The organism is Kitasatospora sp. NPDC024654 (assembly GCF_055559155.1).
The window spans coordinates 103,958-124,292 of sequence record NZ_JBVHLF010000015.1; the positions used below are offsets into that span (position 1 = coordinate 103,958).

At 74.3% G+C, this 20,335-nt stretch carries 20 protein-coding genes; 12 read left to right on the forward strand and 8 right to left on the reverse strand.

The window, feature by feature from the left end; genetic code table 11:
- Positions 1-104 precede the first annotated feature (104 nt).
- Together ACZ38L_RS12425 and ACZ38L_RS12430 are read right to left on the reverse strand one after the other, a co-directional pair.
- Positions 105-2,384, reverse strand: coding sequence for a SpoIIE family protein phosphatase (locus ACZ38L_RS12425; RefSeq protein WP_465691964.1), 2,280 nt, complete (start codon positions 2,382-2,384; stop codon positions 105-107).
- A 182-nt stretch (positions 2,385-2,566) separates the two neighbouring features.
- Positions 2,567-2,926: an ATP-binding protein gene (locus ACZ38L_RS12430; protein ID WP_396561383.1), complete on the reverse strand. Its 360-nt coding sequence runs from the start codon at positions 2,924-2,926 to the stop codon at positions 2,567-2,569.
- Between the two features lie 532 nt (positions 2,927-3,458).
- Here ACZ38L_RS12430 and ACZ38L_RS12435 point away from each other — a divergent pair.
- Genes ACZ38L_RS12435 through ACZ38L_RS12445 form a run of 3 tightly spaced genes read left to right on the forward strand, consistent with a single transcriptional unit; the run spans position 3,459 to position 6,974 of the window.
- A complete protein-coding gene (locus tag ACZ38L_RS12435; RefSeq protein WP_465691966.1) occupies positions 3,459-4,169 on the forward strand; it encodes an urease subunit gamma in 711 nt (236 codons plus the stop codon).
- Positions 4,166-5,890, forward strand: coding sequence for an urease subunit alpha (locus tag ACZ38L_RS12440; RefSeq protein ID WP_465691968.1), 1,725 nt, complete (start codon positions 4,166-4,168; stop codon positions 5,888-5,890). Before ACZ38L_RS12435 ends, ACZ38L_RS12440 begins: the two co-directional genes overlap by 4 nt.
- Before the next feature lie 46 nt (positions 5,891-5,936).
- Positions 5,937-6,974 (forward strand): agmatine deiminase family protein, encoded by a 1,038-nt coding sequence (locus tag ACZ38L_RS12445; protein ID WP_465691970.1) that lies wholly within the window; start codon positions 5,937-5,939, stop codon positions 6,972-6,974.
- Between the two features lie 26 nt (positions 6,975-7,000).
- Here ACZ38L_RS12445 and ACZ38L_RS12450 read toward each other — a convergent pair whose 3' ends face one another.
- Positions 7,001-7,807 carry a peptidoglycan recognition protein family protein gene (locus ACZ38L_RS12450; protein ID WP_465691972.1) on the reverse strand — a complete coding sequence of 269 codons (807 nt, stop codon included), beginning with the start codon at positions 7,805-7,807 and terminating at the stop codon, positions 7,001-7,003.
- Between the two features lie 232 nt (positions 7,808-8,039).
- Between ACZ38L_RS12450 and ACZ38L_RS12455 the strand changes: the two genes are divergently transcribed.
- Positions 8,040-8,645, forward strand: a complete 606-nt coding sequence (locus tag ACZ38L_RS12455; RefSeq protein ID WP_465691974.1) for a TetR/AcrR family transcriptional regulator — start codon at positions 8,040-8,042, stop codon at positions 8,643-8,645.
- A gap of 72 nt (positions 8,646-8,717) precedes the next feature.
- Here ACZ38L_RS12455 and ACZ38L_RS12460 read toward each other — a convergent pair whose 3' ends face one another.
- The gene (locus tag ACZ38L_RS12460) at positions 8,718-9,908 is read right to left on the reverse strand and encodes a protein phosphatase 2C domain-containing protein (protein WP_465691976.1); all 1,191 of its coding nucleotides are present in this window, start codon (positions 9,906-9,908) and stop codon (positions 8,718-8,720) included.
- A 251-nt stretch (positions 9,909-10,159) separates the two neighbouring features.
- Here ACZ38L_RS12460 and ACZ38L_RS12465 point away from each other — a divergent pair, with 251 nt between their 5' ends.
- The 4 genes from ACZ38L_RS12465 (at position 10,160) to ACZ38L_RS12480 (ending at position 12,838) form a co-directional block, all read left to right on the forward strand.
- A complete protein-coding gene (locus ACZ38L_RS12465) occupies positions 10,160-10,693 on the forward strand; it encodes a hypothetical protein (protein WP_465691978.1) in 534 nt (177 codons plus the stop codon).
- A gap of 121 nt (positions 10,694-10,814) precedes the next feature.
- Positions 10,815-11,516 (forward strand): DUF3105 domain-containing protein, encoded by a 702-nt coding sequence (locus tag ACZ38L_RS12470; protein ID WP_465691980.1) that lies wholly within the window; start codon positions 10,815-10,817, stop codon positions 11,514-11,516.
- The gene (locus ACZ38L_RS12475; protein WP_465691982.1) at positions 11,516-12,205 is read left to right on the forward strand and encodes a DUF305 domain-containing protein; all 690 of its coding nucleotides are present in this window, start codon (positions 11,516-11,518) and stop codon (positions 12,203-12,205) included. Before ACZ38L_RS12470 ends, ACZ38L_RS12475 begins: the two co-directional genes overlap by 1 nt.
- 114 nt (positions 12,206-12,319) lie before the next feature.
- Complete coding sequence (locus ACZ38L_RS12480) at positions 12,320-12,838, forward strand: MarR family winged helix-turn-helix transcriptional regulator (RefSeq protein WP_465691984.1); 519 nt, start codon at positions 12,320-12,322, stop codon at positions 12,836-12,838.
- Here the strand turns inward: ACZ38L_RS12480 and ACZ38L_RS12485 are convergent.
- From ACZ38L_RS12485 to ACZ38L_RS12500, 4 genes are all read right to left on the reverse strand, one after another.
- Positions 12,835-14,421, reverse strand: a complete 1,587-nt coding sequence (locus ACZ38L_RS12485) for an AlkA N-terminal domain-containing protein (protein ID WP_465691986.1) — start codon at positions 14,419-14,421, stop codon at positions 12,835-12,837. The two genes, ACZ38L_RS12480 and ACZ38L_RS12485, sit on opposite strands and share 4 nt — an antisense overlap.
- Positions 14,422-14,498: 77 nt before the next feature.
- On the reverse strand, positions 14,499-15,596 hold the full coding sequence (gene rsgA / locus ACZ38L_RS12490; RefSeq protein ID WP_465691988.1) for a ribosome small subunit-dependent GTPase A: 1,098 nt from the start codon (positions 15,594-15,596) through the stop codon (positions 14,499-14,501).
- A 52-nt stretch (positions 15,597-15,648) separates the two neighbouring features.
- Positions 15,649-15,813, reverse strand: a complete 165-nt coding sequence (locus ACZ38L_RS12495) for a hypothetical protein (protein WP_465691990.1) — start codon at positions 15,811-15,813, stop codon at positions 15,649-15,651.
- 42 nt (positions 15,814-15,855) lie between these two features.
- The gene (locus ACZ38L_RS12500) at positions 15,856-17,235 is read right to left on the reverse strand and encodes a YihY/virulence factor BrkB family protein (protein WP_396561409.1); all 1,380 of its coding nucleotides are present in this window, start codon (positions 17,233-17,235) and stop codon (positions 15,856-15,858) included.
- A 160-nt stretch (positions 17,236-17,395) separates the two neighbouring features.
- Between ACZ38L_RS12500 and ACZ38L_RS12505 the strand changes: the two genes are divergently transcribed.
- The 4 genes from ACZ38L_RS12505 to ACZ38L_RS12520 all read left to right on the forward strand — a co-directional run bounded on the left by ACZ38L_RS12505 (position 17,396) and on the right by ACZ38L_RS12520 (position 20,291).
- On the forward strand, positions 17,396-17,479 hold the full coding sequence (locus ACZ38L_RS12505; protein ID WP_465692013.1) for a putative leader peptide: 84 nt from the start codon (positions 17,396-17,398) through the stop codon (positions 17,477-17,479).
- Positions 17,480-17,666: 187 nt separating this feature from the next.
- Complete coding sequence (locus ACZ38L_RS12510; protein WP_465691992.1) at positions 17,667-19,415, forward strand: nitrite/sulfite reductase; 1,749 nt, start codon at positions 17,667-17,669, stop codon at positions 19,413-19,415.
- Entirely contained in the window at positions 19,412-19,591 is a 180-nt protein-coding gene (locus tag ACZ38L_RS12515) for a hypothetical protein (protein ID WP_396561413.1), read from the forward strand. Before ACZ38L_RS12510 ends, ACZ38L_RS12515 begins: the two co-directional genes overlap by 4 nt.
- Entirely contained in the window at positions 19,575-20,291 is a 717-nt protein-coding gene (locus ACZ38L_RS12520; protein WP_465691994.1) for a phosphoadenylyl-sulfate reductase, read from the forward strand. The genes ACZ38L_RS12515 and ACZ38L_RS12520 overlap by 17 nt, the downstream gene beginning before the upstream one ends.
- Positions 20,292-20,335 lie beyond the last annotated feature (44 nt).

Below are 20,335 nucleotides of genomic sequence, written 5' to 3' on the forward strand. Positions count from 1 at the left end.
AGGGTGGGGGAGCGCGCACGGAACCGCCCCCCCCTCTCCCCCCCCCCCCCCCCCCCCCCCCCCCCCCCCCCCCCCCCCCCCCCCCCCCCCCCCCCCCGCCGCCGCTACTCCTGGGCGGCGGCGCTGAGTTCGAACCACATCCGCTTGCCGGAGCCGCGCGGCTCGACCCCCCAGGCGTCCGCCAGCGCCTCGACCAGCATCAGGCCACGGCCGGAGGAGGCCTGCTCACCGGGGGTCCGGCGCTTGGGCCAGAGGTCCGACTCGTCCTCCACCTCGATCCGCAGCCGGGGCTCGCGGCCGTCCTCACGGTAGAGCCGGGCGGTGAACATGGCGTCCCGGTCGGTGTGCCGGATCGCGTTGGTGACCAGCTCGGAGGCGAGCAGCTCGGCGGTGTCGATCAGCTCGGCCACGCCCCAGCGGCGCAGCGCGTCGCGGAGTTCGCCACGCAGCTCGGCCACCCGCGCCAGGTCGGCCTGCCCGATCCGGCGCCGCAGCTGCTGGGCGGCCTGGCCACCCTGCGGGCCGTCCCAGCGGAGCAGCAGCAGCGCTATGTCGTCCTCGCGCTCGGTGGAGTCGGCCGCTGCCCGGGCGGTGATCTTGTCGGCCAGCTCCTCCAGCGGGCCCGGGCCACCGTGCACGAGCGGCGCGAGGTCACCGGCGGCGGCCGCGCAGAGCCGGGCGATGCCGCTGTCCAGGTCCGTCGTCCGGGACTCCACCAGCCCGTCGGTGCAGAGCACCACGGTCTCGCCCGGGTCCAGGCTGAACCTGGTCACCTGGTACTCCTGGTCCGGCGCGACGCCCAGCGGCAGGCCGCCGACCACGGAGACCACCGAGGCGGTGCCGTCCGCGCGGCGCACCACCGGGTCCAGGTGGCCGGCCCGGACCGCGTAGACCACGCCGTAGTCGACGTTGACCTCGGCGTAGGTGCAGGTGGCGAAGTGGTCAGTGTCCAGGTCCGCCAGGAAGCGGGAGGCCCGGGCCATCACCGCTGCCGGTGGATGGCCCTCGGCGGCGTAGGCGCGCAGCGCGATCCGCAGCTGGCCCATGATCCCCGCCGCGTGCACGTCGTGACCCTGTACGTCGCCGATCACCAGACCGACGTGCCCGCCGGGCAGCGGCACCACGTCGTACCAGTCGCCGCCGATCTGCAGGCCCGAGCCGGCGGCCAGGTAGCGCACCGCGGTGGTCACCCCGGGCACCGCCGGCACGGTCCGCGGCAGCATCACCCGCTGCAACCCGGCCGCCAGCTCGTGCTCGGCGTCGTGCAGCCGGGCCCGGGCCAGCGACTGGGCGACCAGGCCGCCCAGCGTGGAGAGCAGCGTGCGCTCGTCCGCGTCCAGCTCGCGCGACTCGTCGAAGCTGACCACGCAGACGCCGATCGCCCGGCCGCTGGCCACCAGCGGCAGGAAGGCCCAGGCGCTGCGCCCGGTGCCGATCGCCCGGGGCCAGGCCTCGGGGTAGCGCCGCTGGTACTCGGCCTGGCTGGCGATGAAGACCGGCACCCGGCGGCGGATCGCCTCGGCGGTCGGCTGGTGCGGGTCGAGCGGGGTGCGGTCGTAGGCGGCCACCGCCTCGGGGGTGTAGCCGCTGGCTCCCAGGATCTGCAACCGGCCGGTCTCCAGCGCGACGAGGACCAGACCGTCCGGCGGCAGGCCGGGCAGCGGCAGCTCGGTGAAGACCCGGGCCACGTCACGGACCGTGACGGCTTCCGAGAGCGCCCGGGCGGCCTCCTTGATGAACCGCGAGCGCTCCTCGCGCAGCGCGGCCTGCCGGCCGGCGTTCTCCCGCTTGCGCAGCTCGACGGTGGCGTCCCAGACGAAGCCGACCATCCGGGACGGGCGGCCGAAGGCGTCGGCCAGCACCCGGCCGCGGAACCGCACCGCGTGCAGCTCGCCGCCCGGGAAGACCGTGCGGTAGTACGCGCCGCACTGGCCCAGCTCGGCCACCGCGCGCTCGACCCGGCGGCGGACCACCGGGGCGTCCTCGGGGTGCAGCAGCGCCAGGAAGGCGGCCGACGTGCCGTCGAAGGCACCGGTCTCCAGACCCAGGATCGCGCAGGCCCGCGCGTCGCCGGCGAGCACGTCACGGCGGATGTCCCAGTCGAACGAGCCGATCCCGTTGGCGGCCATCGCCGGCTCCAGCCACTCCGGGGTGGAGTCGGCGGCCCGGGCGGACAGGCCGTGCCCGTCGCCGCCCTGGACGGACGCCAGCACGGCCGGGCCGGCCGGCCGGCCCGTACCCGCGGTCCGCGCGGTCGTCCGGCGGCCACCCTGCGGCGGCGGTACCGGCACGCCGGTCTGCGAGGGTGCCAGAGGCTGGACGGACGGGCCGCCGGAGGGCCTCGACAGGCGGGTCGGCCCCTGCGGCTCGGGCTCAGTCGCCATGGTTCTCCTGCCGCTTCCCGATCGGTGGATGGGGTGTGCTCGGCGGACCAGCCCTCAGGCTCGGGCCCCTGGTCCGGACACACATTCTCACTATCCTGTCGAATGTTCGGCAAAGCGGCAATGCTGCCGGGCCGCGACCGGCCCGGACTCCCCGATCAGCCGCACCCCCGCGCGATCGTCACTCAGAGTGCCGACAGCTCGAACCAGGTGGTCTTGCCGTCACCACCCGACTGCACGCCCCAGGCGTCCGCCAGTGCCTCGACCAGCACCAGCCCACGCCCCGAGGTCGCGGTGTCGCCGGGCCGGCGCGGCCGCGGCAGCCGGCCGCTGGTGTCCCGGACCTCCACCCGCAGCCGCCGGTCCGCGCCCAGCGCCGCCTCCAGCACCGCGCCGGACGCCGTGTGCAGCAGCGCGTTGGTGACCAGCTCCGACACCAGCAGCTCGGCCGTGTCGGCGAGTTGCGGCACCCCCCAGGCGCGCAGCGCGGCGCGGAGCCGGTGGCGGACCGGACCGATCCCGGCCAGCTCGGCCGGCCGGAGCACGGCCCGCAGGCGATGCTCCGGACGGCGCCCGGCCGTCGCAGAAGGGACCCGTTGTTGACCATCCATCAGATTTCGCCCCCGCCCTCGTCCCGGCCACCGCACGGACGCCCCCACCCGCGCACACCGGCCGCTGTCACCATCGTGAGTGCCGCTCACCGGACACCGCAACAGGGCGTACACCGCCTGCCGAGGCGAACGGGGGCTCGAGGTGCGCCGTGTGATCCAAGCCGAGGTTTGACCGGCGCGCACTGCTGACAGCGTGTCAGCTCAAAGCCGCGAATCGCGCCGGCGCCCGACCTCCCCCACACCCGTCGAACCGGACCCGATCCGGCCCCGACCGGCCCCGACCCGGCGCGCGGGACGACGCGCGGGACGACGCGAGCCGGGAAAGGCTGGACACGGCGACCCGATCCGGGTTCAATGGCCAGCAGATGTTTGAACGGCGTTCTAACTTTTTCGACCCGCCAGACCTGCCGGACCGGCCAGGCCTGCCAGCCCCCAGACCTCACCGAGCGACCGCGAGCGAGGAACCGTGCGACTCACCCCCACCGAACGGGACCGGCTGCTGATCTTCACAGCGGCCGAGCTGGCCCGAGCCCGGCGCGCCCGCGGCGTCCGACTGAACGTCCCCGAAGCCACCGCGCTGATCGCGGACACCGTCTGCGAGGCCGCCCGCGACGGCCGCCGGCTGGCCGACGCGATCGAGGCCGGCCGCTCGGTGCTGACCGCCGACGACGTGCTGCCGGGCGTGCCCGACGTGGTCACGGTGATCCAGGTCGAGGCGGTCTTCGACGACGGCACCCGGCTCGCGGTGATCAACGACCCCTTCCGCGGCGCCGGTTCACTCGGCGAGGACGGGCCCGGCGCGGCCCTGCCCGGCACCGGCGAGGGCTACGACCCGACCGAGGAGACCGTCGTGCTGCCGGTCCACAACACCTCGGCGGTGCCGATCTCGGTCACCTCCCACTTCCACTTCTTCGAGGCCAACCCACGGCTCGCCTTCGACCGCGCGGCGGCCTACGGCACCCGGCTGGCCGTCCCGGCCGGCTCCTCGGTGCGCTTCGACCCGGGCGCGGTGGTCGAGGTCGGACTGACCCCGATCGCCGGCGAGCGGGTCGCCATCGGCTTCGCCGGGCTGGTCGACGGACCGCTCGACGCCCCGGGCGCCAAGGAGGCCGCACTGGCCAAGGCCCGCGCCACCGGCTACCTCACCAGCTTCGACGACACGGAGGTCGAGTCGTGACCGCCATCTCCCCGCACGACTACATCTCGGTCCACGGTCCGCGGACCGGCGACCGGATCCGGCTCGGCGACTCCGGGCTGATCGTCCGGGTCGAGTCCGACTCGCAGGCCCCCGGTGACGAGTTCCTGGCCGGGTTCGGCAAGACCGCGCGGGACGGCCTGCACCTCAAGGCCGCCGCCGTCCGCGACACCTGTGACGTGGCGATCAGCAACGTGCTGGTGATCGACGCGATGCAGGGCATCCGGAAGACCTCGATCGGCCTGATCGGCGGCCGGATCGCGGCGATCGGCCGGGCCGGCAACCCGGACACCATGGACGGCGTGGAGGTGGTGGTCGGCACCGGCACCACGATCGTCTCCGGCGAGGGCCTGATCGCCACCGCCGGCGCCATCGACACCCACGTCCACCTGCTCTCGCCGCGGATCATGGAGGCCTCGCTGGCCTCCGGGGTGACCACCATCATCGGCCAGGAGTTCGGGCCGGTCTGGGGTGTCGGCGTCAACTCGCCCTGGGCGCTGCGGCACGCCTTCAACGCCTTCGACGCCTGGCCGGTCAACATCGGCTTCCTGGGCCGCGGTTCGTCCTCCGACCCGGGGCCGCTGGTGGAGGCGCTGGCCGAGGGCGGCGCGTCCGGCTTCAAGGTGCACGAGGACATGGGCGCGCACACCCGCGCACTGGACACCGCGCTGCGGGTGGCCGAAGAGCACGACGTCCAGGTCGCCCTGCACACCGACGGCCTGAACGAGTGCCTCTCCGTCGAGGACACCATCGCCGTCCTGGAGGGCCGCACCATCCACGCCTTCCACATCGAGGGCTGCGGCGGCGGGCACGTGCCCAACGTCCTCAAGATGGCCGGTGTCGCGAACGTCATCGGCTCCTCCACCAACCCCACCCTCCCCTTCGGCCGGGACGCGCTGGCCGAGGCCGCCGGCATGATCGTCTCGGCCCACGACCTCAAGCTCGACCTGCCCGGCGACGCCGCGATGGCCCGTGACCGGATCCGGGCCGGCACGATGGGCGCCGAGGGCATCCTGCACGACCTCGGCCTGATCGGCATCACTTCCTCCGACGCGCAGGGCATGGGCCGGGCCGGCGAGACCGTCCGACGCACCTTCGCGATGGCCGGCAAGATGAAGGCCGAACTCGGGCCGCTGGACGGCACCGGCTCGTACGGCACCAGGGAGAGCGGCGACGACAACGATCGGGTGCTCCGCTACATCGCCAAGCTCACCATCAACCCGGCCATCGCGCACGGCCTCGCCCACGAGGTCGGCTCGATCGAGGTCGGCAAGCTCGCCGACATCGTGCTCTGGCGGCCCGACCACTTCGGCGCCAAGCCGCAGTTGGTGCTCAAGTCCGGGTTCCCGGCGTACGGCGTGGTCGGCGACCCGAACGCCACCACCGACCGCTGCGAACCGCTGGTGCTGGGGCCGCAGTTCGGCGCGCACGGGGCGACCGCGGCGGACATCTCGGTGGCCTTCGTGGCCCAGGCCGCCGCCGACGGCTCCTACCTGGACGTGGCCGCCGACCAACTGCCCACCCGGCGACGGCGGGTGGGCGTGCGCGGGACCCGCGGCATCGGCCCGCGCGACATGGTGCGCAACGCCCGGACCGGCTCGGTCACCGTGGCGGCCGACACCGGCCTGGTCTCGCTGGACGGTTCGCCGCTGCGCTCCGAGCCGAGCGAGAGCGTCTCGCTCAGCCGCCTCTACTTCCTGTAGCCCCCACCCCTCCCTCCTCGGCCCCCTCCCCCTAGGACGTCGCCTCATGACCACCCCCACCTCGCTCGGCTACTCGATGCCCGCCGAATGGCACCCGCACGAGCGCACCTGGATGGCCTTCCCGACCGACAACCAGACCTTCGACACCCCCGAGCACCTGCACCAGGCCCGACTCGCCTGGGCCGCGGTGGCCAACACCATCGTCCGCTACGAACCGGTGACGATGATCGTGAACATCGGTGAGACCGCCGCCGCCCGGGAGTACGTCGCGGAGGGGATCGAGCTGGTCGAGCGGCCGCTCGACGACGCCTGGATGCGCGACATCGGCCCCACCTTCCTCGCCGGCCCGGAGGGTGAACTCGCCGCCGCCGACTGGGTGTTCAACGGCTGGGGCGCGCAGTCCTGGGCCAGCTGGGAGCACGACCAGCACATCGCCGAGCGGATCACCGAGCTGACCGGGGCCCGGCGCTTCGCCTCCCGCCTGATCAACGAGGGCGGCGGCATCCACGTCGACGGCGAGGGCACGGTGCTGGTCACCGAGACGGTCCAGCTGGGCGAGGGGCGCAACTCCGACTGGACCAAGGAGGAGGTCGAGGCCGAGCTGCACGCCCACCTCGGCACCACCAAGGCGATCTGGCTGCCGCGTGGACTCACCCGCGACTACGACGAGTTCGGCACCCGCGGGCACATCGACATCGTCGCCTCCTTCGTCCGCCCCGGTGTCGTGCTGGCCCACGTGCAGCCCGACCCGAGCCACCCGGACCACGCGGTCTGCCAGGAACTGGTCGCCATCCTGCGCGCCTCCACCGACGCCGCCGGCCGCACCCTGGAGGTCGTCGAGGTGCCGGCACCGACCGTGCTGCGGGACGAGGACGGTGAGCCGGTCGACTACTCCTACATCAACCACTACGTGGCGAACGGCGCGGTGATCCTCTGCGCCTTCGACGACCCGCGCGACCAGGAGGCCGCCGCCGTCCTCGGCGCCGCCTTCCCCGACCGCAAGGTCGAACTGGTCGACGCCCGGGAGATCTTCGCCAACGGCGGCGGCATCCACTGCATCACCCAGCAGCAGCCGCGGGTCTGACCCCCGGCGCCGGCCGGGCGGGACGGTCAGGACACCGGGCGCGCCCAGGCGGCGTGCCAGGTGTCCGGGCCCACGACACCGTCCGCGGTCAGCGGCCAGCCGTTGGCGGTGGAGTCCCGCTGGAACCGCTCGCAGACGCTCCGGCTCCGCTCGCCGTACCAGCCGTCCACGGTCAGCGCCCAGCCGCGGTCGCGCATCCGCTGCTGCCAGGTGCGCACGTTGTCGTCGTGCGGCATCGGGTTCTCCAGCCGGAGGTACTCCCCGGGCCAGGGCGGCGCGGCGGCCCTGTCGGCGACGTCGTTCGTCGTCGTGGCCCCGCCGCCCGGGCGCGGGGCGCCGGCCCGCACCCAGGCGTACAGCGGACCGCCGGGGCAGTCGGTCGGATAGCCGTCGCGATGGCCCTCGATCTCCGGGCCCGCCCCGCCCTGCTGCCGAAGCCACTCCACCGCGTCGCGCAGCCCGTTGAGCATCGCGTCGGTCGGCTCGGTGAGACCGGAGTCGCCGACCATCCCGCAGACCGCGTAGTGCGCGAGGTTGAGCGACTGGTTGCCGTTGGCCCCGGTCTCGTGGTGCGGCCCGCGGCCCTCGTAGACGTAGGCGTGCGGGCAGACCATGGCGTTGTAGGCGATGTCGATCCACCCCTCGGTGGGGTCGGCCAGGTGCGCGGCCTGGATCGCGCGGACCCGGCCGGCGCACCGCTCGTGATGGCCCGGCAGGTCGGCCGGGACCTCGCTGCCCTCGTAGTGGATCTTCACACCCTGGGTGCTCGCCACGTAGGTCCAGTCCTGCTTGGGAGGTTGGGCGCCCCAGTCGGCCCGGGTGACCAGTTGCACGGGACCGTCCTCCTTTGTTGAGAGGGGGAAGTCCCGTCAGGGTAGCGGGAGTTCGGGAGTGCTTGTCACTCTCCGTAGACAACCAATTCCAATGAGTGAATACAGCGCCATGGAGTTGACGCCCGGACCGCCTCGACCGGTGCCGCTAGGGTGAGGAGCTGGGCGGTTACCCCCTGTCTCCCGCATCCCCCACCCGATCGATCTCCCCCCGATTGCCCCTGAGGAGCCGCAGATGGCGCAGGTCCGCACCCGACGCCCGGCGCGGCCGCGGGAAGAGGTGCTGGCCGCCGCGATGGCGGCGATCGCCGAGCACGGGCTGGCCAAGCTGACCATGGCCGGGCTGGGCAAGCAGCTCCAGATGAGCGCCGGGCACCTGCTCTACTACTTCGGCAGCAAGGACCAGCTGCTGCTGGAGACCCTGCGCTGGAGCGAGGAGCAGCTCGGCGAGCGGCGACGGACCGCGCTGGACCGTCCCGGCCTGAGCGCCTGGGAGCGCTTCACCGCCTACGCCGACCTCTACCTCGCGGACGGGCCGGGCGATCCGCGCTGGATCCTCTGGGTCGAGGTCTGGGGGCGTTCGCCGTCCAGCGCGGAGATCCGCCGGGGGCAGCTGGAGATCGAGGCCCCCTGGCAGGCCGACCTGGAGGCGCTGATCCGGTCCGGCACGGCGGCCGGCGAGTTCACCGGCCGCGCCTCGGCCGACGAGCTGGCCGTGCAGCTGCGGGCGGTGCTGGACGGCTTCTCGGTCCCGCTGGCGATCGGCCTGCCGGGCGTCCGCCGCCCCGAGTCGCTGGCCCGGGTGAGCGCGGCGGCGGCCGCCCTGCTGGGCCGGGCCTGACCGCTGCTCGGCCCGGACCCCCAGCCGGGCCTGACCGCTGCTCGGCCCGGACCCCCAGCCGGGCCTGACCGCTCAGTCCGTCCAGAGCGCGACCGCCGTGCGGTCCTCGGCGAAGCCCTTCGCCCGGACCTGGGCCTGGCGGAGGAAGTCGACCGTTCCCGGCGGGTGCGGGTGTGCCCAGTGGGTGGCCAGGAACTGCGCGACGGCGGGCTCCCCGGCGATCGGCTCGGCCAGGCCCGGCGTGCAGAGCAGCAGGATGTCCCCGGGGCCGGCCGGGACCAGCCGGAACCGGAACGGGCGCGGCTCGGGCGGCTCCGGCGCCTCGCCCGGACCGTCCGGATGGTGCAGCAGCCGGGCCGCGTAGGCGTCGATCCAGTGCCCGGACCGCAGCAGGTAGAGACCGCCCGGGCCGAGACCGAAGGCCGCCCGGTGACCGGCGGCCGGGTCGAGCGGGACCAGCAGGCAGTGCAGCGAGCCGGCCTCGGGGGCGAGCGCGCGCAGCCCGACGGCGGCCCGGGCGGTGAGCCGCTGCAGGCCGTACCGCAGCCGGTCGCGGGCGGCCTCGCGCAGGTCGGCGGCCAGCTCGGCGTGGCTGCGGCCGATCGCCTCCGCGAGGTGCGCGCAGGCCTGGCGGATGGTGTCGTCGGTCAGTTGGCGCTCGGGGTCCGGCTCGGCCCGTGGGTCGGCGGGGATCCGGGCCCGGCCGCCGAGGACGGCGAGCAGCAGGCCGTCCGGCGCCTCCCCGAACCGGGTCACCAGCAGCGCGTCGGTGCGCGGCTCGCCACGGTGGCGCGGGGAGTCGCCGCGCACGGAGGCGGCCCGGAGCGTGAAGCCGGGGTACTGGGCGCCCTCCAGCACGGTGTCGGGGACGACGGCCGTGATCCGCTCCGGCACGGCGGCCGGGAGGAGGGTGGGCTCCGGGCCGTAACTGGGCGGGCGCTGGGCGACGGGCTGGGCGGGGATGGTGATGGTGGGCGCGGGGTCCGCGACCTCCACGACCTCTGCGAATTCCGGGGCGGGTGGTGCTGATGGGGCTGGTGGCGCGGCTGGTGGCGGAGTCATGGCCTCCGGGGTCTCCACGGCCGTCCCGCCGCCGTCCTCCGGTGCCACGATCGAGGCGACCGAGTCGAACCAGTCGTCCACCGACCCCTCCCCCGGCCCGGCGTCCGGGGTGTCGGGGAGCGCGCCGGTCGGGCCCTGGTAGACCCGGCCCCACCAACCGTCCTCGGTCCGTCGCTGCGCGCGGGCGCCCTGATCGCTCATCTGCCGGCTCCTCGTCCGTATCTGCCGTCACCTGCCGGGACTGGATTGGTCATTGGTCGTCCGACCCGCCCGTCATTCTGCCCACGACGATCGCCCGTGTCCGGACTTTCCGCACGAAGCCGGGCCGATCGGGCCGATCGGGTCAGGTTGCCCGAGTCGGGCCGGGCTCGGTGGTCCGGCACCGGAGGAATCCGAAAGAGAGGCCCGAACAGGGGGACCGCTCCACCCATTCGGCTGATTAATATGTGCGCATGACCACGCCAGGAGCCAGACGACCACTGCCCGGGAGTGCCGTCTCGGCCACCCGTCCGCTGGTCGCTCTCTGGACCCTGCTGCTGATCGGTCTGCTGACCGTGCTGCCCTGCGCGGGCACCGCCCGGGCCGCCGCTCCCGCGAGCGCCGGCGCACAGCTGGCCGGGCCGGACGCGACCCCCGGGACCGTCGCGCCCCGGCCGGCACCCGCGCCCGCGGTACCGCATGCGGCGGCGCACGCCCCGGCCCACGCACCCGCGTCCGGTGACGCCGCCTCCGCCGTCCCGGCCATCCCTGCGTCGCTCTTCCTCTGCTCGCCCGGCGACCCGCCGCCCGCCCCCGGTGACGGCTGCTCCAGCCACAGCTACAACGGCCAGGAAGCCCAACTGCCGAACGCGCCGCCGCAGCCCGAGCCGGCCACCGCGCCGCTGCTGGTCATCCCCGGCCCCGGGCCGGTCCTCGCGCCGAGCGCCGCGGACCCGGGCTCCGGGCCGGCCCCCGATCTCCATCTGCTCCAGGTCAACCGGACCTAGGCGGACCCCCCGCCGGCCCGCTCCCAGGTGCTCCGCACCCGGAGGGGCCGTCGGTCGCGCCTCCCCTCTTCAGCTCATTCCGCCGTGCGCAGGCCGCCCGGCGGGGACAAGGACGACTTCCGTGGGTTCCGCCTCCAAGCCGACCAACTCCAAGCAGCCCAACGCCAAACCGACCGCCAAGGCCAAGGGCGGCGGCAAGCAGACCACCGCCGACCGCCGCGAGCGGATCGCGAAGCTGCGGGCCGAGGAGCAGCGCCGCGAGCGTCGCGTCAGGATCGTCTCCTTCGTGGCGGCGGGCGTCCTGCTCGCCGGCACCATCGGCGCCGGCGTCTACATCGTCAGGAACGCGGACGACAAGAAGCACGCCCAGCAGGAGGCCGCCAAGGCGCCGATCCCGGGCGTGCAGACCTGGAGCAACCTCTCCCGCAACCACGTGACCACGCCGGTCAACTACCCGCAGACCCCGCCGGTGGGCGGTGACCACAACCCCGTCTGGCAGACCTGCATGGGCAACGTCTACACCCAGCCGGTGCACAACGAGAACGCGGTGCACTCGCTGGAGCACGGCGCGGTCTGGGTCACCTACAACGACAAGGCGACCCCGGCGGACATCAAGACCCTCTCCGACAAGGTCAAGAACACCCCGTACTCGCTGATGAGCCCCTACCCGACCGAGAAGGGCACCATCACGCTCACCGCCTGGGGCACCCAGCTGATCGTGGACAGCGCCAACGACCCGCGGGTGAACGAGTTCTTCACCAAGTACGTCCAGGGTCCGCAGACCCAGGAGCCGGGCGCCTCGTGCAGCGACGGAGCGATGTAGTGGCCGACACCCCGATGGACGAGATCGACGAGCCGTCCGGCGCCATCCCCAAGCGCCGCCGGACGGTCTGGTGGCCGGCCGCGCTGGCCGCGGCGGTCGCGCTCTGCCTGGGCGTCCCCGCCCTGGTGGCGAGCGGCACCTCGGCCTCCAGCACGGTGGCCGCCGCGCCGTCGACCGACTCGCCCGAGGCCGGGTTCGCGCGCGACATGGCGACCCACCACCAGCAGGCGATCGACATGTCGTTCATCATCCGCGACCGGACGGACAACGCCGAGGTCCGCGGCCTGGCCTTCGACATCATCAACACCCAGGCCAACCAGCGCGGGATGCTGATGGGCTGGCTCGCCCAGTGGGGGCTCACCCAGGCCTCGCCGAACCCGCCGATGGCCTGGATGCACATGGACCAGCAGTACCAGCCGCACGACGGTTCGCTGATGCCCGGCATGGCGACCAACACGCAGCTGGCCCAGTTGCAGAGCCTCAGCGGCAAGGCCGCCGAGATCTTCTACCTGCAGCTGATGATCCAGCACCACAAGGGCGGCGCGGCGATGGCCCAGGGCTACGTCGACGTGGCGAAGAACGCCGCGGAGAAGTCGCTCGCCCAGTCGATGGTGGCGAGCCAGACCTCGGAGATCCAGCTGATGACGACGATGCTGGCCGAGCGGGGCGCCCAGCCGCTCCCGGACTGACGGACCGACGCGCGAGCGCGGGGGCGGGTCCGACCTACCGGTCGAGCCCGCCCCCGTCGTCGTCCATCCGCCGAAGGGCCGGTGGCGGCCCGCTGACCGGCTACGCTGTCCGCCATGCCGCCGCTGCCCAGCCCCGACCTGACCGGCCCCGACGCCGCGCCCGCCGACGACGCGCTGGCGATCGAACGGGCCCAGCGGCTGACCGACGTGGTGACCCGGCTGCGCCGCGCGCTGCGCAGCAGCATCCGCACCGACTACCCGTGGGAGTCGCTGCCGATGGCGCAGGTCGAGCTGCTCCAGACCCTGGCCGCCGCGCCGTTGCGGGTCGGCGAACTGGCGGCCCGCCAGCGGCTCGCCCCCAACACCGTGAGCGGCCTGGTCGGCAAGCTGCTGGAGGCTGGCTTCGTCGACCGCCAGGCCGACCCGGGCGACCGCCGAACCGCCCGGATCGCGCTCACCGAGGCGGGCCAGCGCCAGCTGGACGACTGGCGGCGGGCCCACGAACGCCGGATCGCCAACGCCCTGGCCACCCTCTCCCCCGCCGACCACGCCGCGGTGATGGCCGCCCTCCCCGGCCTCGACCACCTCGCCCAGGCCCTGGCCGCCCCCACGCCACCCGAGACCACCGCCTAACCGACGCCGGTGCCCGCGGTGCGCTCCCCCGCGGACGCCTCCACCGCCGACGCCTCGACGGCGGTGCGCCACAGCTGGTGCACCGCGTACGAGCGCCACGGCGCCCAGCCGCCCGCCAGGGCGACCGCGGACCGCGCGTCGCCGGGCAGCCCGAGCCGGCGCAGGCCGTGCCGCACCCCCGCGTCTCCCGCCAGGAAGACGTCCGGGTCGGCCAGTGCGCGCATCCGCAGGTAACCCACCGTCCACGGCCCGATCCCGGGGAGCGCCAGCAGTTCGGTGGCCGCCTGCTCGCGGTCCACGCCGGCGTCCAGCCGGAGCGTGCCCTCGGCGAGCGCCGTGCACAGGCCGCGCAGCGCGCTCCGCCGGGCGGCCGGCATCGCGAGATCGCCGTCGGCGGCGTCGGCCAGCGCGGCGGCGGTGGGGAAGAGCCGGGTGAGGCCCCCGCTGGGCTCCGGCAGCGGCCTGCCGTACGCCAGCACCAGCCGGCCGGCCAGGGTGCGCGCCGCGCCGACGCCGATCTGCTGGCCGAGCACCGCGCGGACCGCCAGCTCGTGCGGGTCCACGTGCCCGGGCGAGCGCAGGCCGGGCCGTCGGGCGACCACCGGGCCGAGCGCCGGGTCGGCGGCCAGTTGCTCGGCCACCGCCGCGGGGTCGGCGTCCAGGTCGAACAGCGCCCGCAGCCGGTGCACCGCGGTGGTCAGGTCGCGCAGGTCGGTCAGGAGCAGCCGGCAGTCCAGCCAGCCCCGGTCCGCCGGGACGCCCGGCCCGAGCCCGTCCACCTCGGCGACGCCGGGGCCGTGCGGCAGCGCGAGCGTCCGCCGGTACGTCCGCACACCGGACCGCCCGCCGGACGAGGCGCCCGTGACCTCCTCGACTCCCGGCACGGCCCGCAGCGCGAGGAAGTCCAGCAGCCGCTCGGTGTCGATCGGCCCGCGGTAGGCGAGCCGCAGGCTCAGCACGCCGCGCGGCGCTCCCGGGCCGCCCCCGGTCCCCGCCTCCCGCGCCGCCGGACGGCGGCCGTGGCCGGACACCTCCGCGCGCAGCCCGCTCGGCGTCCGGTCGTAGACCTCGCGCACGGTGTCGTTGAACTGCCGCACGGACGCGAACCCGGCCGCGAACGCCACCTCGGTCACCGGCAGTTCGGTGGTCTGCAGCAGCAGCCGGGCGGCCTGTGCCCGCTGGGCCCGAGCCAGCGCGATCGGGCCGGCGCCGAGTTCGCCGGTCAGCTGGCGCTGGACCTGGCGCGCACTGTAGCCGAGCCGCCGGGCCAGGCCGGCCACGCCCTCGCGGTCCACCACGCCGTCGCCGATCAGCCGCATCGCGCGGCCGACCAGGTCGGCGCGGTGGTTCCACTCGGGCGAGCCCGGGACCGAGTCGGGCCGGCAGCGCCGGCAGGCCCGGAAGCCGGCGCCCTGCGCGGCGGCGGCCGTCGGGTAGAAGGTGCAGTTGGCGCGCTTGGGCGTGACGGCCGGGCAGCTGGGCCGGCAGTAGATCCCGGTGGTCGTCACCGCCGTGAAGAACACCCCGTCGAAGCGGGCGTCCCGGCTGTCCACCGCGCGGTAGCGGGTCTCATCGTCGATCACGCCGTCCAGTCTGCGCCTCCGCCGAGGCCAGGACTGGCGGAAATCGGACGTCACCCTGAGCACGCCGAGCACCGGGCTCAGGGGCGGATCCGCCCCCGGGCCTCCCGGCTGCGGGCCCGCCACAGCCTGCCCCGCTCGCTCGCCAACCGGGCGTCGGTGCGCGCGGCGATCCACTCGTTCTCGCGCTGGAGCTTGCGGTAGCTCGCCATCCGGCGCTCGGGCAGCACACCGTCCGCGATCGCCGCCAGCACGGCGCAGCCCGGCTCGGACTCGTGCGCGCAGTCGTGGAACCGGCACTCCGCCGCCAGCTCCTCGATCTCGGAGAAGGCCAGGTCGAGACCCTCACCACCGTAGAGGCCGACCTCCCGCAGCCCGGGGGTGTCGATCAGCACGCCGCCGTCCGGCAGCGGGATCAGCTCGCGGGTGGTCGTGGTGTGCCGGCCCTTCTGGTCACCGCCGCGGGTCTGCTGGACGGCCATCCGCTCGGCACCGGCCAGCGCGTTGGTCAGCGTGGACTTGCCCGCGCCGGACTGGCCGATCAGCGCGGAGGTGCCGGGGGTGCGGGCGCGCAGCACGTCCAGGCCGTCACCGGTCTCGGCGCTGACCACCAGGACGGTGACGCCGGGCGCGATCCGCTCGACGTCCTCGCGGACGAACTCGGCGTCGTCGACCAGGTCGGCCTTGGTCAGCACGACCAGTGGCGGGGCACCGCTCTCCCAGGCCAGGGCCAGGAAGCGCTCGATCCGGCCGAGGTCCGGCTCGGCCGCCAGCGAGACGGCGACCAGCACCTGGTCGACGTTGGCGGCCAGCACCTGGCCGTCGGAGCGTTTGCCGGCGCCCTTGCGGATGATCGCGTTGCCGCGCGGCAGCAGCGCGGCGAGCGCGGGCAGCGGGGTGGCCGCCGGGTCGACGGCGACCCAGTCCCCGGTGCAGGGGGTGTCGATCGCCTCGCCGCCGAGCAGCGGGCGGGTGTCGGCCCGTACGGTCAGCGGCCCGCCGGTCGCCGGGTCGGCGACGATCACGTCGGCCTGGCCGCGGTCGACCCGGGCGAGCCGGCCCGGGATGAGGCCCGCTTCGGCGAGCGGGGCGAAGAGCTGGTCGAGCTCCGGGGTCCAGCCGTAGCCGGACAGGGGTGAAACGAGAGAAGCGGCGTCGATGAGGACGGCGTTGGACAACGCGGTGAAGCCCTTCGGGAGGAGGCTGGTCCCGGGGCTGAGCGAACGGACGTCAGCCGATGGCCGGGAGGTCGAGGTGGCGGCGGTGGCTGCCGAGGGCAGCCGTCGGCATGGCGACAGCCATGGGGCTCACCTCCTGCTCCTTCTCCCGGGCCGCGCGGATCGCGGCCCTGACGTGCGGTACGGGCTCAACGTACGACAGGCGCACGGCCCGCACAACCGGTTATCCCCCAGCCCCGGCAGTGGCGCTGACACCGGCTCAGGGCCCGCCCTCCCAGGGCGCGCGCGGCGGGTGGCTGGGCAGCGCGGAGTCCACCGGCCCGAGCGCCCCGGGGAACCGCCCGTCGGAGCCCCAGGGCTGCGCCGGGTGCTCGGGCTCGCCCACCGCCGGCGGCCGGCCGCCGCCCTGCGGGCCCGGACGGCCGGTCGGGCGGTCGCTGTCCGGTGGCGGCGGGGGCTCCCGGCGCCGGCCGCGACCGGACAGCCGGGCCCGCAGGCTGGTCGGCGGCAGGATGTCGGCCCAGCGCTCGGGGTACTCGGACGGCACCAGGTCGTCGTCCTCGTCCTCCTCGTCCTCCACCCCGTCGGCGAGGCCCAGCTCGCGGACGCGTCGGGCCCGCTCGGCGGCCCGCCGGGCGCCGGCCTCGCGGACCAGCGCGGCCGCGGCCTGCTCGCTGGCGCGCTCGTTCTCGGCCCGGGCGTCGGCGGTCTCCACGCTCGGCCAGCGACGGTCTATGGCCGCGTTCATCGCCGCGCCGATCAGCACCGCGAGTGCCACCACGAAGATCCACAGCAGCACCGCGACCGGCGCGGCCAGCGAGCCGTAGACGGTCGGGCCCTCGACCGAGTGGACCAGGTAGACCCGCAGCACCACGCTGCAGATCACCAGCACCCCGAGCGCCACCAGCGCCCCGGGGATGTCCTCGCGCCAGGGCGTGGAGGCGGGCACGGCGAGGTGGTAGAGGGTGGTCAGGAAGACCACGGTGAGCAGGATCGCCACCGGCCAGTAGAGCGCGCCGACCAGGCCGGCCAGGTTCGGCACCGCGGCCACCACCAGCCCGGGCCCGGCCACCAGCAGCGGCAGCACCAGCGAGCCGATCACCAGCGCGCCCAGGAAGAGCCCGATCGACATCGCCCGGGTCGCGACGATCCCGCGCTTGCCGTCCAGCCCGTACATCACGGTGATGGTGTCGATGAAGATGTAGAGCGCCCGCGAGCCGGACCAGAGCGAGAACAGGAAGCCGATCGAGATCAGGTCCGGGCGGCCGTTCTCGAAGACGCTGTTGAGCAGCGGCTTGACGGTCTGTTCGATCGAGGACGGCGAGAGCACCGTCCCGGCGGCGGAGAGGATGTCCTGCTGGAGCTTCTGGATGGTCCCGGCGCCGAGCAGGTCGTCCAGGTAGCCGAGGGTGCCGGCCAGGCAGAGCAGCAGCGGCGGGATGGAGAGCAGGGTGAAGAACGCCGCCTCGGCCGCCAGTCCGGTGACCCGGTACTCGACGCAGGTGTTGGTGGTGTCCTTGATCAGCGCCCACACCGTGGCACGCCAGCTCGACCTGCGGGCGGCCCGCCGGGCGCCCTTGCCGCGCCGCCGGGACGGCCGTTCCGCGTCCGCTCTGCTGGTCCCACCTGCTGCTTGCACACCCCTACGGTATCGGGCGGCGCCCCCACCGGGCCCGGTCCGACCGAGCGTGCCCCCGGCGGACTGCGGCGAAACCCGTTCATCTCAGCATCCGAAACAAACTCGTCCGCATTCTGGATGATAGTGGACCGCGCCTCGCTCGGCGTGCGAATCTCTTGCCATGCCGAGCGCCGGAACCACCCTAGTAGGTCGACTTCACGTCGATCTCCTCCGCGTGTCCAGCGCCATCTGTTCGGTGACCTGAGGCTCCACCCCCGCCACCACCGCACTGGCGCCATCCCGAACCGCCATCCCCGCCGCAGCGGGTGGGCGAGCGCCTGCCGGCCAAGGTCACTGCTTCCCGCCACCTGTCGTGAACCCGCAGGTCAGAGCAGGCCCATGGCTGCAACACCCGTGCCCCGCACCAGAGCCACCTGCCCGAAGGACGACACATGGCCACCACTTCCGACCCGGTCGAGCCGCGACCCGCCGACGCGCGCGTCGAGCGGACCGAGGGCACCTCCCGGCCGAAGGCCGGGGGACCCCGCAAGGCGACCCGCCATCGTGGCGAGGGCCAGTGGGGCATGGGGCACCACACCCCGCTGAACGCCAACGAGCAGTTCAAGAAGGACGACGACGGTCTCAATGTGCGGACACGCATTGAGACGATCTACGCCCACCGCGGCTTCGACTCGATCGATCCCGCGGACCTGCGCGGCCGGATGCGCTGGTGGGGCCTGTACACCCAGCGCAAGCCCGGCATCGACGGCGGCAAGACCGCGATCCTGGACCCGCACGAGCTGGACGACGAGTACTTCATGCTCCGGGTCCGGATCGACGGCGGCCGGCTCACCGTGGCCCAGCTGCGGGCGATCGCCGAGGTCTCCCAGCAGTACGCCCGCGGCACCGCCGACCTGACCGACCGGCAGAACATCCAGTACCACTGGATCCGGATCGAGGACGTCCCCGCGATCTGGCGGAAGCTGGAGGCGGTCGGCCTCTCCACCACCGAGGCCTGCGGCGACACCCCGCGGGTCATCCTCGGCTCACCGGTGGCCGGCGTCGCCGAGGACGAGATCATCGACGGCACCCCCGCCATCGAGGAGATCCATCGCCGCTTCATCGGCAACCCGGACTTCTCCAACCTGCCGCGCAAGTTCAAGTCGGCGGTCTCCGGCTCGCCGCTGCTGGACGTCGCGCACGAGATCAACGACGTCGCGTTCGTCGGCGTGGTGCACCCCGTGCACGGCCCCGGCTTCGACCTCTGGGTCGGTGGCGGCCTCTCCACCAACCCCAGGCTGGGCGTCCGACTGGGCGCCTGGGTCCCGCTGGACGAGGTCCCGGACGTCTTCGGCGGCGTGATCGGCGTCTTCCGCGACTACGGCTACCGCCGACTGCGCAACCGCGCCCGGCTGAAGTTCCTGGTCGCCGACTGGGGCGTCGAGAAGTTCCGCCGGGTGCTGGAGGACGAGTACCTCAAGTACCAGCTGATCGACGGCCCCGCGCCCGAGCAGCCGAGCGGCACCTGGCGCGACCACGTCGGCGTGCACCGGCAGAAGGACGGCAACTTCTACGTGGGCTTCGCGCCGCGGGTCGGCCGGGTGGACGGCGCGCTGCTCGGCAAGGTGGCCGAGCTGGCCGCCGCGCACGGCTCCGACCGGCTGCGCACCACCGCCGAGCAGAAGATGCTGGTGCTGGACGTCCCGGCCGACCGGGTCGACTCGCTGGTGGCCGGTCTGGATGCGCTGGACCTGCGGGTCACCCCGTCCCCGTTCCGGCGCGGCACGATGGCCTGCACCGGCATCGAGTTCTGCAAGCTCGCCATCGTCGAGACCAAGGAGCGCGGCCGCACCCTGATCGACGAACTGGAGGCGCGGCTTCCGGAGTTCGACGAGCCGCTGACCATCAACATCAACGGCTGCCCGAACGCCTGCGCCCGGATCCAGGTCGCCGACATCGGCCTCAAGGGCCAGTTGGTGACCGACGAGCACGGCCGGCAGGTGGAGGGCTACCAGGTCCACCTGGGCGGCGCGCTCGGCCTGGAGGCCGGGTTCGGCCGCAAGGTCCGCGGCCTGAAGGTCACCAAGGACGGCCTGCCGGACTACGTCGAGCGGCTGCTGAAGCGCTTCCAGGCGGAGCGCGCCGAGGGCGAGCGGTTCGCCCAGTGGACGGCCCGGGCCAGTGAGGAGCAGCTGTCGTGAGCGAGCGCGCCGCCCCCTTCTTCTGCCCGTACTGCGGGGACGAGGACCTGCGTCCCTCGGAGGCCGGCGGCCACGGCGCCTGGGAGTGCGCGGCCTGCCGGCGGGCCTTCCAGCTGAAGTTCCTCGGCCTGCTGTCGGCGACGAACGGGGGAGCCCCGGATGAGCAGCGACACTGACCGTCGCACGGCCGACGAGCTGGCCGCACTGGCCACCGCGGCCGGCCGCGAGCTGGAGCGGGCGTCCGCGCGGGAGGTGTTGCGCTGGGCCGCCGAGACCTTCGGCAGGCGGCTCTGCGTCACCTCCTCGATGGAGGACGCGGTGGTCGCGCACCTGGCGTCCACCGTGCTGCCCGGCGTCGACGTGGTCTTCCTGGACACCGGCTACCACTTCCCGGAGACCATCGGTACCCGGGACGCCGTGGCGGCCACCCTGCCGGTCAACGTGATCACGCTGACCCCGCGGCAGACCGTGGCCGAGCAGGACGCCGAGTACGGACCGCGGCTGCACGACCGCGACCCGGACCTGTGCTGCTCGCTGCGCAAGGTCGAACCGCTGGGACGCGGGCTGGCCGGGTACGACGCCTGGGCCACCGGCCTGCGCCGCGACGAGTCGCCGTCCCGCGCCGACACCCCGGTGGTGGCCTGGGACGCCAAGCGCCGCAAGGTGAAGATCGCGCCGATCGCCCGCTGGACCCAGCAGGACGTGGACGCCTACGTCCAGGCCAACGGGGTGCTGCTCAACCCGCTGCTCTGGGAGGGCTACACCTCGGTGGGCTGCTCGCCGCTCTCCTGCACCCGCAAGCCGGCCGAGGGCGAGGACGCCCGGGCCGGCCGCTGGGCGGGCTCGGGCAAGACCGAGTGCGGCCTCCACCTCTGAGCTCTCCGACCGTTTTCGACCGACCGCTCTCGACTACTGGAGTA

Coding starts and splice junctions, on each gene's coding strand:
- ACZ38L_RS12520 (WP_465691994.1), top strand. CDS start 19,575: ATGAGCAGCGACACTGACCGTCGCACGGCCGACGAGCTGGCCGCACTG.
- ACZ38L_RS12425 (WP_465691964.1), bottom strand. CDS start 2,384: ATGGCGACTGAGCCCGAGCCGCAGGGGCCGACCCGCCTGTCGAGGCCC.
- ACZ38L_RS12445 (WP_465691970.1), top strand. CDS start 5,937: ATGACCACCCCCACCTCGCTCGGCTACTCGATGCCCGCCGAATGGCAC.
- ACZ38L_RS12455 (WP_465691974.1), top strand. CDS start 8,040: ATGGCGCAGGTCCGCACCCGACGCCCGGCGCGGCCGCGGGAAGAGGTG.
- ACZ38L_RS12480 (WP_465691984.1), top strand. CDS start 12,320: ATGCCGCCGCTGCCCAGCCCCGACCTGACCGGCCCCGACGCCGCGCCC.
- ACZ38L_RS12510 (WP_465691992.1), top strand. CDS start 17,667: ATGGCCACCACTTCCGACCCGGTCGAGCCGCGACCCGCCGACGCGCGC.
- ACZ38L_RS12465 (WP_465691978.1), top strand. CDS start 10,160: ATGACCACGCCAGGAGCCAGACGACCACTGCCCGGGAGTGCCGTCTCG.
- ACZ38L_RS12460 (WP_465691976.1), bottom strand. CDS start 9,908: ATGAGCGATCAGGGCGCCCGCGCGCAGCGACGGACCGAGGACGGTTGG.
- ACZ38L_RS12505 (WP_465692013.1), top strand. CDS start 17,396: ATGCCGAGCGCCGGAACCACCCTAGTAGGTCGACTTCACGTCGATCTC.